Source organism: Pararhizobium arenae, from assembly GCF_001931685.1.
GTDB classification, from domain to species: Bacteria; Pseudomonadota; Alphaproteobacteria; order Rhizobiales; family Rhizobiaceae; genus Pararhizobium; species Pararhizobium arenae.
The window spans coordinates 22,841-34,803 of sequence record NZ_MOOY01000004.1 but is presented as its reverse complement, the minus strand read 5'-3'; the positions used below and the strand labels follow the sequence as shown (position 1 = coordinate 34,803).

Sequence of the window (11,963 nt, the reverse complement as noted above, 5' to 3'; positions counted from 1 at the left end):
ATGTTCTTTCGTCCATAAGATCAACCGTCGTAGATCGATTACGGTTATGAATGCTGCGCGGCAAGTCGCGGAGGCTGACGCACGCGACACCCGGCGATATGTTTCGCAGTTCAGGCCTTAAGAATGGCGTCGGCCGCCTTCTCCGCGATCATGATAACGGGCGAATTCGTATTGCCGGACACGATGGTCGGCATGATCGAGGCATCCACGACGCGCAATTTTTCCAGGCCATGGACACGAAGTCCGGGGTCCACCACCGCCATCGGATCGCTTCCCATCTTGCAGGTGCCGACCGGATGGAAGATCGTCGTGGCGATATCGCCGGCGCGGCGGATGAGTTCGTCGTCGCTCTGATAATCCGTGCCCGGCAACATCTCCTGCGGCAGGAAGCGTGAGATCGCTTTTGTCTCCATCAGGCTGCGGGCATGGCGGATGGACTTTGCCGCAAGCAGGCGATCACCGGATGTCGAGAGATAATTGGGCCGGATCTCCGGGGCTCCTGCCGCGTCCCGCGTCGTGACATGCACGGTGCCACGGCTTTCCGGGCGGAGGTTGCAGACGGAGACCGTCACGGCCGGATAGCGATGCAGCGGCTCACCGAGCCGATCGGTGCTGAGCGGCTGGACGTGATATTCGAGATCGGCGGTGGCGACGGCCGGATCGCTCTTGGCAAAGATGCCGAGCTGGCTCGGGGCCATCGACAAGGGACCGGAACGGCTGATTGCATATTGCAGTCCTATACCGGCGCGGCTGAAGAGATTGTGGTAGAGCTGGTTCAGCGTGCGTGCGCCCTCGATCCTGAAGACGGTGCGGATCTGCAGATGGTCTTGCAGATTTTCACCGACGCCCTGCAGTTCGTGATGCACGGGGATGCCAAGGCCAGAGAGGACATCTGGCCGGCCGATGCCGGAGAGTTCGAGAATTTTCGGCGAGTTGATGGCGCCGGCCGAGAGAATGACTTCGCGAGACGCGCGGGCGGTGTGAGAGTGACCGTTCAGGCGAAAGCGTACACCCGTCACCGTCTTGCCGTCGAATTCCAGCCGTTCGGTCTCGGCACCAGTCAACACGCGCAGGTTCTTGCGTTTCATCGCCGGGCGCAAAAAGGCCTTTGTGGTGTTCCAGCGCAGGCCACCCTTCTGGTTGACCTCGAAATAGCCGGAGCCTTCATTGTCGCCATCGTTGAAATCGTCGGTCTTGCGGATGCCGAGTTCTTCGGCCGCATCGCGAAAGGCATCGAGGATCGGCCAGGAGAGCCGCTGGCGCTCGACGCGCCATTCGCCGCCGGCACCGTGCATCCCGGATTTGCCGCGATAATTGTCTTCCGATTTCAGGAAGTACGGCAGCACATCGTCCCAGCCCCAACCGGTATTGCCCGCCTGCCGCCAGCCATCGTAATCGGCCGCCTGCCCGCGCATGTAGATCATGCCGTTGATCGACGAGCAGCCGCCAAGCACTTTTCCGCGCGGATAGTTGAGCGCGCGGCCGTTCAGGCCGGGCTCGGCGGCCGTCTTCATCATCCAGTCGGTACGTGGATTGCCCATGCAATAGAGATAGCCGATCGGCACATGAACCCAGTGATATCGATCAGAGCCACCGGCTTCGAGCAGAAGCACCCGGTTTTTCGGATCGGCCGAGAGCCGGTTTGCCAGCACGCAACCGGCCGATCCCGCGCCGACGACGATGAAGTCATACATGCCTTCGTCTACCAGCGTTTCGTTCATGGGCATGGTCACGCTGCAACTCCTGTCGCGAGGCTCTGCGCCTGCGAAAGCCGCCGCCACAGCGGCGCCATCGCTTCCGCGATATCCTTGTAAAGTCCATAGCGGCGAGTGTAATGGGCCGAAAGCTGGGCGTTCGGCTTATAATGACGATCCGTGCGGACCATGGCCGTCGCGCCCTCGGTGAAATCGGCAAACAGCCCGACACCCGTGCCGGCCGCAATCGCGGCCCCAAGCGCCCCGGTTTCCCGCGAGACCGCGACCGTGACGGGAACGCCCAGCACATCGGCGAAAATCTGCGGCCAGAGCCTGCTGCGCGAGCCGCCGCCGGAGAGCACCGCTTCCTCGAAGGTCGCGCCCGCCTTGCGGATGGTCTCGATATGCTGGCGATGGCCGAAGGCGACGCCTTCCAGAAGGGCACGGATCAGGTGCCTCTTGGTGTGCCAGCCGGCCATGCCGTAAAAGCCGGCCCGCGCATGGCCATCCTGCTGGGCGCCGTAGAGATAGGGGTGATAGAGCGGATCGTCCGCTGCCGGCACGACCACTGCTGCCAGCGCGCAGGCCGTATCGAAGGGCGAAACGCCGTCGTGGTGTTCACCTTCGAAGAACTCCCTGACCAGCCATTCGAGATTGGCGGCCGAGGTCGCGCTGTTTTCCATCGCCATGTAGCGGCTGCGATCGAAAGTGGAGGACATGAAGACCGGGCCATCGAGATCGGGACCATCGATGATCACCTGGTTGATGCTCCAGGTGCCGGCGATAACCGAGGCGCTGCCGGTGCGCGATACGCCCGAGCCGAGCGCAGACGCCACGACATCGAACAGCCCGCCGACGACGGGCGTGCCGGCCGCAAGCCCGGTCTCGGCAGCCACCTCTTCCGTCACATGACCGGCGATATCGGCACTTTCGATCAGCGGCGGCAGCATATGCATGCTGTCGGCAAGGCCGTAAGCCGCCATCAGTGTCTTGTCGTAACGGCGGGCGGCGAGATCGAGCAGGCCGGCGCCGGACATATCCGAGACCTCGCTGACGCGGCTTCCCGTCAGCCGGTTGACGACGAAATCCTTCGAAAAAAACACCGTGCCGATGCGCTGGAAAAGCTCGGGGCGATGGCGCTTCAGCCAGGCAAGCAGCGTCGGCGTCTGGGAGGGCCAGGGGCGCTGACGGGCAATCGGCGCCGTGCGGTCGCCAACACCTTCAACCGCCCACTCCTCGACAAGCCCGGTTGCTCTTGTGTCGAGCGACTGGATGCCGAGAAGCGGCTGGCCGTCACGATCGAGCGCATAAAGCCCGTTGCCATGGCCGGCGCAACCGATCGCCGCGATATCCGCGGCATCGATGCCCGCCTTGTCGAGGCAGGCGCGGATCACCCGCTTGGCATTGGCCCAGAGTTCGCCGAGATCCCGCTCGACATGGCCGGGGCATGGCATGCGGCTATGGCCCTCCTCCCCGGCATAGGCCACCTCCCTGCCCTTGAGATCGAAGATCACGGCCTTGATGACGGTGTTTCCGGCATCGAGCCCCAACAGATATTTTTCCATTCCGAACCCCTCCCAAGGTTCTGACAGTTTTGCGCGATTTTGGTGCAAAGCCTAGCGGCAGGCTCCTCTTCTCCCCAGCGGGGAGAAGATGCCCAACGGGCAGATGAGGGGGGGGCTTCGCCGCACATTCCGAGCCAGCCGCCCCCCTCATCCGGCGCTACGCGCCACCTTCTCCCCGCTGGGGAGAAGAGGGAACCTCATCCCTGCTGATACTTGGCAAACGCCTCTTCGCCGCTCGCATCGTCATGGATGATCGCCATCAGGCCGCGCACGACGGCGCTTGGGTTGGCGTGCTGGTAGATGTTGCGTCCATACACCATGCCCATGGCGCCCTGCCGCATAAGTGCTGCGGATTTGGCGAAGACGGCGGAGAGGTCTTCCTTGCCGCCGCCGCGCACCAGAACCGGGCAGCGCGCCGCCTCGACCACGCGATGGAAATCCTCCGGATTGGTCGTCGGATCGGCCTTGACGATATCGGCGCCCATTTCGCGGGCAAGCCGCGTCAGGGTCACGATCTTGTCGGCATCGCCATCGACCATGTAACCACCGCGCTCCGTCACCGGCTGCATCACCAGTGGCTCGATCATCAGCGGCATGCCGTATTTTTCGCAATCGGCACGCACGCGGGCAATGTTCTGGACGCACTGGCGGAAAAGATCGGGCTCATCCGGCAGCATAAACAGATTGACGACAACGCAGGCGGCATCCATCTGCAGCGCGCCGATCAGCGGCTCGGCTTCATTCTGCAGCACCGCCCACATATCGCGGTGACGGATGCGGTTGTATGGGTTGCCCATGTCGATGCGCATGACCAGCGCCGGCTTGTCCTTGCCGGGCAGGTCCTGCAGCAGGTCGGCCTGGCCGTAATTCATCTGGATCGCATCAGGCCTTGCATCGACCAGCGCCTTGACGACCGCCGGCACATTCTCCAGCCCGTCGAGGAAGGACGGTTCGTTGCAGACGCCATGATCGATCGCCACATCCAGGCAACGGCCGTTGCCGAACAGCCGGTTCATCCGGACCTTGCTGATGTTTCGCATAGTTCACTCCTTTGTTTGTTCCTTGCGGAAAGGGTTTCCTCCGAAACGCCGTGGCGGTCGTTCAGGAGGGCTAGAAAACGGGTGCGCTCTTCGGCGGCGCGCTGGGGCGGCCAGCACTTCTCGGTGGAGAGGACCGCGAGCGTCGCCTCGGTCATGTCGAGCGAGAGTTCGCCGCTGATGGCGAGCGTCGTGCGTCGCAGCAGCAGGTCGTCCAGATGCTCGACCGCCTCGGAGCGGATGAGATGGATCAGTTCGCGGGCGCTGTAGCCGACGTGGGGCACAGCATGATCCACACCCGCCGAGATAAAGAGGGCGATCTCGGCGGCATCGGTGCCATAGCGGGTGAAAAGCGTGGCGAGACGATCCGCGGCAAGGCCGGTGGTGGCCGAAAGCTGCCGCAGCCAGTCGCCGCGATCCTCGGGAAAGCCGCGCCCGCCGCCAAAGGTGCGCTCGGTGGTATCCAGCCGGCGCGTGAGGCCGAGCCGTTCCAGCGCCATGTCGGCGGCCAGTTCCCCGAAGGAGCGGAAGGTCGTCCACTTGCCGCCGATCATGCAGAGCACCGGCGGGCCGCTGCCTTCGAGCATCGTGCAGAAATGATCGCGCGGAATGCGGCCGGTAAAGCTGTCATTGCTGGCGGGCAGCGGCCGCACGCCTGCGAACTGGAAGACGATTTCTTCCGGTCCGATGACGATGCCCGGCAGCACGAAGGCGAGCGATTGCAGGATGTAATCCCGCTCGTCAGCCTCACATCGCACCGTGCCGGGATCGTCCACCCGGATATCGGTCGAGCCGACCAACACCTTGCCGAGATAGGGAAAAAGGATGCAGATGCGCCCGTCCTCGTTCTCGTAATAGATCATGTGGCCATCGAGCATGTCGCGTAGGCCGGGATGATCGATGATCAGGTGCGAGCCCTTGGTGCCGCCCATCAACGGCGCTGGACGCGTATCCGCCGGGAAGAGCGCGCCGTTGGCGATATCGATCCAGCCGCCGGTGGCGTTGATGATCAGGGACGGCTTGATTCCCAGCGTCTCGCCGGAAATGCCATCCTGCAGCAGGAAACCTCCTGCCGGTGATTGCTCGATCGTCGCATAGTTGAGGGCGGCGGCATTCGGGCCGGCCGATAGCCCGTCGCGCAAGATTTCGATACCGATACGCTCCGGATGGCTTACCCAGGCGTCGTAATAGGTTGCGGAGTTGCGGATCGCCGGGTTGAGCGCCGGCCATTTGGCAAGCGTGCTGCGGCGGCCGCGAAACTGGTGTTTCGGCATCAGCGCCCGTTTGCGAGTCAGGAAATCATAAATCCCGAGCCCCGCCTTGATGGCGATGGCCCCGCGACGGCTCGGGCGGCGGGTGAGGCCGAGGAAACGCACAATGCCGTTGCCGAGGCCGGAGAAAACATCGAAGATCGGAACGGTGGTCGGCAGCGGTGCGACGTAATGCGGCGCGTTGCGCAGCAGCCGGTCACGCTCGACCAGCGATTCCTGCACAAGGCTGAATTCGCCGTTTTCGAGATAGCGCAGCCCGCCATGCACCATGCGCGACAATGCAGCGCTGGCGCCGGAGCAATAGTCGCCCTTCTCGACAAGCAGCACGTTGACGCCCTGCAGCGCCAGCTCGCGAAAGACGCCGAGCCCGTTGATGCCGCCGCCGAGGACGCACACGTCCACCTTCGGGCTCTTGCGGAGCCCGTCCAATGTCTCTTCACGGTTCATGATGACAGCCTGTTATCCGTCCATGTTGGCCAGTTTCGCGGCGAGTGCCGCGTCGATGGCGACAAGATCGTCCGCAGAAAGCCTGAGCGTTCCAGCCCGCGCATTGTCGAGTGCCTGTGCCGGGTTGCGTGCGCCGCAGAGCGCAAAGGTCACGCCCGGCTGCGCCAGCGTCCAGGCGATGACCACCTGCGCGATGCTCGCTTCATGCCGCTCGGCAACCGGTCGGATCGCCTCGGAAAACGCCTGCGCCTTCTGCCGGTTGGAAACGGAGAAGCGCGGATTGTCCTTGCGCTGATCGTCGCCGGAGAACACCCGGTCTGGCCCGATGGTGCCGGAGAGCAGGCCGAGCGCCAGCGAGGAATAGCTGAGCGTCGCCACGCCGTTTTGATGGGTGAGCGGCAGCAGGTCCGCCTCGATCTCGCGATCCATCATGCTGAACCGCTCCTGGATCGCATCGAGCGAACCAGTCTGGATGTATGTCTGGAGCTCGGTCTTATCGACATTGCTAGCGCCGATGGCGCGGATCTTGCCGGCCGCCTTCAGCTCCTCCAGCGCTCTTACCGTCTCCTCGATCGGCGTCGTCGCGTCCTGCCAATGGGTGATGTAGAGATCGATATGGTCGGTGCCGAGTCGGCGCAGGCTTTCCTCGACTTCGTGGATGATCGAGTCCCGCCCCAGATATCGGTGCACCGGCTTGCCATCCTGATCAAAGAAGTGATTGCCTTTCTGCGTGTGCCAGACGAGGCCGCATTTGGTGGCGATGACGGCCTTGTCGCGACGCCCGGCAATTGCCTTGCCGACGATCTCTTCCGAGCGGCCGAGACCGTAAGCCGGGGCCGTGTCGATGAGGCTCACTCCGGCATCGAGCGAGGCCTGGATGGCGGCGATGGATTGCGCCTCGTCCGTCCCGCCCCACATCCAGCCGCCGATCGCCCAGGTGCCGAGCCCGACGGCCGATGCCTCGACGCCCGAGCGCCCGATCTCGCGGATCAACTGTTCGCCGCTCATCCTGAGAACCCTTCTGCCATGTCTAGAATGCGTGCCCCGGTCGCCTCGTCGGTGACGAGCGTATCGAGATGGTTGCCGCGCAGAACGCTCAGGATCGAGCCGGCCTTGTTGAGGCCGCTTGCCACGCCGATCTTGGTCGGGATGGAGGCGAACTCTTCCAGCGTTAGCGACACGAGAGCGCGGTTGAGGCTGTAGTCGCAGACCCGGCCGTGCCCATCGAGAAGATGAGCAAGCAGTTCCGCACTCGCGCCGGACTGTTCGATGGCCTTGCGGTCTTCGCTGGAGGACGGATGCAGGTCGTAATAGGTCGAATCCGTGCTGAGGATCGAGCCGATGCCGACCACCGCGACCTTTGCCTCCCGTGCCCGCTGGAAGACATCGGCGACGGCGCGCATGTTGATCAACATATCCCGCTGCTCGGCGTCATCGGCAAAGAGCGGCGCGTGGATCTGGTAGGAGCGGCCGCCAAGCCGGTCGGCCATCAGGGTCGAGACGTGATTGACGTCCGTATAGTGCTTGCCCTGAACGCAGCCGGTCGCCGGGATCACCCTGACATCGAAGCGGCGGGCGGGTTGCAAGCCGGCAACAACAGCGCCGACACCCTTGCCGCCGGTGATGCAGATCGTGTCGCCATCGGCAATTTCTTCCAGCAGCAGCCGTGCCGCCGCTTCTCCAACGGCCTGCAACGCCGTCTGCGGATTGTCGGATACGGTCGGCACCACCACGGCGCGGCTGATGCCGCCGAGTGCCAGCAGGCGTTCTTCCATATCGACCAGCGGTTCGACCGGCGACTTGATCTTGATTTCGACGAGGCCGAGCTGGCGGCCGCGCTTGATCAGCCGGTTGACGGTGGCGTGCGAGATGCCGAGCTGATCGGCAATCTGCGATTGTGTCAGGCCTTCAAGGAAGTGCAGCACGAGCGCCTGGTGCATCTGGCGCGCGATGACGATTTCCTCGCGCGGCGCTGTCGTCTTGGGTTTCAGTTTGGCAATCGGCATATCAGGCGGCCTTCCGCTTGTGCAGGAAATGGTCGATGGAGACGGCGGCGAGCAGAATGCAACCTTTGATCATGTCCTGCCAATAGACTGAGACATCGAGCAGGATCAGCGACGAGGTGACGACGGAGAGCAGCGCGATGCCGAGAATGGCCCCGAAGATCGTGCCCGAGCCGCCGTTCAGCGAAGCCCCGCCGATCACCGCCGCCGCGATGATGTTGAGCTCCATGCCGACACCGAAGGTGGGCGTCGCGGCACCGAAGCGGGACATATAGATGACACCTGCGACACCGGCCAGCGTCGAGCAGAGAACCGTCACCCAGAACTTCACCTGGTTGGTGCGGATACCGGAATAGAGCGCCGCCTTCTCGTTGCTGCCGGTGTAGAACACCTTGCGGAAGGCGGTAGCCCGGCGCAGCAGGAAATCGAACAGGATGACGACGGCGACGAAGATCAGGATGACATAGGGAACGCCATAGAACGTGCTCTGCCCGACCGCCTTGAAACTCGACGGCAGCGTGAAGAGCGAGAGCGGCGTGCCCTTGGTGATGATCAGGCAGAGCCCGCGCACAATCACCATGCCGGCGAGCGAGGTGATAAAGTGGTTGAGCCCCACCACGGTCACGAAGAAACCCATGATCGCGCCGATGACGCCGCTCGCAAAAATGCCGATCAGCGAGGCCGTCCACGGATCGAGCCCGACAAGGAACAGTGAGCCGGAAAGCACCATGGCGAAACACACGACCGAGCCGACGGCGAGATCAATGCCGCCGACGATCAGCAGGATCGTCATGCCGACGACGACGATGCCTTCCACCGAAAAGCTCATGAGCATGGCGCGGAAATTGCCGAGCGTGAGGAAGTGCGGTGAGGCGAAGCTCATGAGCACGCAGAGCGCCAGGATGATCACCACCAGCCCCGCTTCGCGCATGGTGCCGATGCGTTTCCAGTGCCCTGTCTTCGGCATGTCCGCCGCCATCGTGTCGATTGCCATTCCCGTCTCTCCCTTAACGTCTTCACGCGGCATGATCTGCCGTCCTTGTCGCACTGACCCCTGATGCAAGGCGGATCACGGCTTCTTCCGTCATCTCCTCCGGGCCAAGCTCGCCGGCGATCCGTCCTTCCCTGACGACCAGAACACGGTCGCAGAGCCCGAGCAGTTCCGGCATTTCGGACGAGATGACGACGATGCCGATGCCCGAGCGCGCGAGATCGCGCAGCAGCCGGTGGATTTCGGTCTTGGCGCCCACATCGATGCCGCGCGTCGGCTCGTCCATCAGGATCACTTTGGGCTTCACCGCCAGTTGCTTGGCGATCGCCACCTTCTGCTGATTGCCGCCGGAGAGCGACTTGACCGGCGCCTCGACGCCACCCATGCGCACCGCCAGCCGCCGCGCGAAATCTTCCGCGAGCGCTGCCTCGGCGCGGCCGTTGAGCAGGCCGACATGGTTGGTGAGCGGCTTCAGGTTCAGGACCGAGATATTCTGGGCGATGGACATCTCCAGGAAGATGCCCGAGCCCTTGCGATCTTCCGACAGATAGACGATGCCAGCCTTTACGGAATCCGCATAGGCGCGGATCGCCTGCGGTTTGCCATGCAGACTCACTTCGCCCGCCGTATGCGAACGCAGCCCGCAAATGCCCTCGGCAATCTCCGTACGGCCCGAGCCGATCAGGCCGCCGATGCCGAGGATTTCCCCCCGGCGCAGACCGAAGCCGATGTCATGGAAGCGCGCGCCGTCACTGAGGCCGGCGACCTCGAGGATCGTTTCGCCGGAAGCGTCTTCGGCCTTGAGTTTTTCCGGATAAAGCTGGGTGATCTCGCGGCCGACCATACGGCGCACCACGTCATCGGCCGTGATATCGGCTGTTCTGTCGGTGCAGACGTAACGGCCATCGCGGAACACGGTCACGCGGTCGCAGAGCAAGAAAATCTCGGCCATGCGGTGGCTGATATAGATGATCGAGATGCCGTTGGCCTTAAGATCGCGGATGATGGTGAAGAGTTGCTGTGTCTCGGTCTCGGTAAGCGCGGCAGTCGGCTCGTCCAGAATGAGAACGCGGCAGTCGAGCGTCAGCGCCTTGGCGATCTCGACAAGCTGCTGGCTGGAAATCGGCAAGTCCGCAACCTTCTGGCGGACATCGATGGCGGCGAGCCGGTTCATCACCCGTTGGGCGTCGCGCTCCAGCGCGCGGTAATTCATGAAAAGCGAGCGGCGGCGGTTGGTGGCCGCCATGAACATATTCTCGGCCACGGTCGCATCCGGGCAAAGGGCGATCTCCTGATGCACGAGACCGATGCCGAGCGCCTGTGCGGCTGCCGGCGAAGCAACGCGGACAGCTTTGCCATCAACGCGGATTTCGCCTTCGGTCGGTTGCAACACGCCGGCAATGATGTTCATCAGCGTCGACTTGCCGGCGCCATTTTCACCGCAAAGCGCATGGACCTCGCCGCGCTCAAGCGAAAAGTTGACATCCGTCAACGCCCGGATCGCCCCAAAATGTTTGCTGACGCCATGAATGGTGAGCACCGGCTCGGCCATTGTCACTTTCCCTTATTCATAGCCGGCCATCGTACACAAAGCGAAGGCGACTGCGGCAGTCTTGCCTTCTCCCCGCATGCGGGGAGAAGGTGCCCGAAGGACGGATGAGGGGCGGGAGCCTCGACATATTCGAGGATGAGAGTTTTGCCCCTCACCCTAGCCCTCTCCCCGCTTGCGGGGAGAGGGGACGATTGACTTATTCCTCGATACCCTTGGTGCCACGGCGCTTCAGGTACTTGTCCCAATAGAAGTCATCGGCATTTTCGGCTGTCACGATCGAAAGACCGTTATCGACAACCGGAATGCTCATCGGGTTGAAGCCCGAACGCTTGGCGTCGTTCATCGGGTCGATCAGTTCCGGATGCTTGGCGAGCCACAGCAGCATGAAGCCCATATAGCCCTGCATGCCCTGGTTCGGGTTGATCGAGCCAAAAACTTCGCCGGCCTTGATCATGTCGAGGATGTTGGCGTTGACGTCGGCGCACATGACGAGAACCTTGCCGCCGTTTTCCTTGGATGCCTGCGACGCGCCGATTGCCGAGTTGGCTTCCGGCATGAAGACCGCGCCGAGGTTCGGATTGGCCTGGATGATGCTCGACAGCCCCTGATAGGCCTTGGTCGGGTCCTGGTTGGACGCGGCCCGACCGACCAGCTTCATGTCCGGCCACTTCTCTTCCATGCGGCCAATGAAGGCGGTGATGCGCTTGTCGTGGTTGTCCTGGCCCGGATTTTCCAGAACCGCATATTCGCCCTTGCCGCCCATCTTCTCGGCGATCGCATCGGCGGCATAGACGCCTTCGCGGTTGTTGTCCGAGGTGATGAAGGAAACGCGCTTGGAAAGCGGCGAGTCGGCTGCGAAGGTCACGACGGCCGTGCCCTGATCGATGGCGCGGTTGATCGGCTCGATGAACGGATCGGAGTTCATCGGATGGACGAGAATGCCGGCCGGGTTCTGGGCCAGTGCCTGGTCGAAGGTGGCGATCTGCTTGTTGACGTCATATTCCGGCGTGCCGGTATATTCCGTCTCGCAGCCCATCTGTTGACCAGCCTGCTTGAACATTTCATAGACCGGGAACCAGTATTCCACGCCGGACACCATGACGTTCATGACGTATTTTTCGCCCGGCTTGCAGCGGAACGGGTTTTCCGTCTCCGCGGATGCCGTGCCGGCAAAAAGCGTTGCTGCAAGGACCGCCAATGCGGTCGAGCCTAAAAATTTGCGCAAGATTCCTCCTCGAGGCCGAAGCCCCTCCCAAAAGCCCGAGGGCGTCTCGAGGACGCCACTGATCGCGTTGAAACCGAACTTCCTCCTCGAAGTTCGATATGGGCAGCTAACGCCAAGGCATCTTGCTTGTCAATATAATTCATTACGTGAAATATATTTCAGATCTATCTCGTTATAA

Annotated in this window: 9 protein-coding genes; all 9 read right to left on the bottom strand. The window is 62.7% G+C overall.

What is annotated here, in order from left to right:
• Positions 1-110: 110 nt before the first annotated feature.
• A complete protein-coding gene (locus tag BLX89_RS09520) occupies positions 111-1,727 on the bottom strand; it encodes a GMC family oxidoreductase (protein WP_143523587.1) in 1,617 nt (538 codons plus the stop codon).
• Positions 1,728-1,729: 2 nt separating this feature from the next.
• A complete protein-coding gene (locus BLX89_RS09515; RefSeq protein ID WP_075290494.1) occupies positions 1,730-3,259 on the bottom strand; it encodes an FGGY-family carbohydrate kinase in 1,530 nt (509 codons plus the stop codon).
• 197 nt (positions 3,260-3,456) lie between these two features.
• Positions 3,457-4,299 carry a class I fructose-bisphosphate aldolase gene (locus BLX89_RS09510; protein ID WP_075290493.1) on the bottom strand — a complete coding sequence of 281 codons (843 nt, stop codon included), beginning with the start codon at positions 4,297-4,299 and terminating at the stop codon, positions 3,457-3,459.
• Complete coding sequence (locus BLX89_RS09505) at positions 4,272-6,014, bottom strand: glycerol-3-phosphate dehydrogenase/oxidase (RefSeq protein ID WP_075290492.1); 1,743 nt, start codon at positions 6,012-6,014, stop codon at positions 4,272-4,274. The genes BLX89_RS09510 and BLX89_RS09505 overlap by 28 nt, the downstream gene beginning before the upstream one ends.
• Before the next feature lie 12 nt (positions 6,015-6,026).
• On the bottom strand, positions 6,027-7,022 hold the full coding sequence (locus tag BLX89_RS09500) for an aldo/keto reductase (protein WP_075290491.1): 996 nt from the start codon (positions 7,020-7,022) through the stop codon (positions 6,027-6,029).
• The gene (locus BLX89_RS09495; protein WP_075290490.1) at positions 7,019-8,020 is read right to left on the bottom strand and encodes a sugar-binding transcriptional regulator; all 1,002 of its coding nucleotides are present in this window, start codon (positions 8,018-8,020) and stop codon (positions 7,019-7,021) included. Before BLX89_RS09495 ends, BLX89_RS09500 begins: the two co-directional genes overlap by 4 nt.
• A 1-nt stretch (position 8,021) precedes the next feature.
• On the bottom strand, positions 8,022-9,011 hold the full coding sequence (locus BLX89_RS09490) for an ABC transporter permease (RefSeq protein WP_075290489.1): 990 nt from the start codon (positions 9,009-9,011) through the stop codon (positions 8,022-8,024).
• Between the two features lie 22 nt (positions 9,012-9,033).
• The gene (locus tag BLX89_RS09485) at positions 9,034-10,560 is read right to left on the bottom strand and encodes a sugar ABC transporter ATP-binding protein (RefSeq protein ID WP_075290488.1); all 1,527 of its coding nucleotides are present in this window, start codon (positions 10,558-10,560) and stop codon (positions 9,034-9,036) included.
• Positions 10,561-10,756: 196 nt separating this feature from the next.
• On the bottom strand, positions 10,757-11,785 hold the full coding sequence (locus BLX89_RS09480; RefSeq protein ID WP_075290487.1) for a substrate-binding domain-containing protein: 1,029 nt from the start codon (positions 11,783-11,785) through the stop codon (positions 10,757-10,759).
• Positions 11,786-11,963: the final 178 nt, after the last annotated feature.

What these genes read in the sequence shown, in the direction of transcription:
- BLX89_RS09520 (WP_143523587.1), bottom strand. Translation starts at nt 1,727, where the DNA reads ATGCCCATGAACGAAACGCTGGTAGACGAAGGCATGTATGACTTCATC.
- BLX89_RS09515 (WP_075290494.1), bottom strand. Translation starts at nt 3,259, where the DNA reads ATGGAAAAATATCTGTTGGGGCTCGATGCCGGAAACACCGTCATCAAG.
- BLX89_RS09510 (WP_075290493.1), bottom strand. Translation starts at nt 4,299, where the DNA reads ATGCGAAACATCAGCAAGGTCCGGATGAACCGGCTGTTCGGCAACGGC.
- BLX89_RS09505 (WP_075290492.1), bottom strand. Translation starts at nt 6,014, where the DNA reads ATGAACCGTGAAGAGACATTGGACGGGCTCCGCAAGAGCCCGAAGGTG.
- BLX89_RS09500 (WP_075290491.1), bottom strand. Translation starts at nt 7,022, where the DNA reads ATGAGCGGCGAACAGTTGATCCGCGAGATCGGGCGCTCGGGCGTCGAG.
- BLX89_RS09495 (WP_075290490.1), bottom strand. Translation starts at nt 8,020, where the DNA reads ATGCCGATTGCCAAACTGAAACCCAAGACGACAGCGCCGCGCGAGGAA.
- BLX89_RS09490 (WP_075290489.1), bottom strand. Translation starts at nt 9,011, where the DNA reads ATGGCAATCGACACGATGGCGGCGGACATGCCGAAGACAGGGCACTGG.
- BLX89_RS09485 (WP_075290488.1), bottom strand. Translation starts at nt 10,560, where the DNA reads ATGGCCGAGCCGGTGCTCACCATTCATGGCGTCAGCAAACATTTTGGG.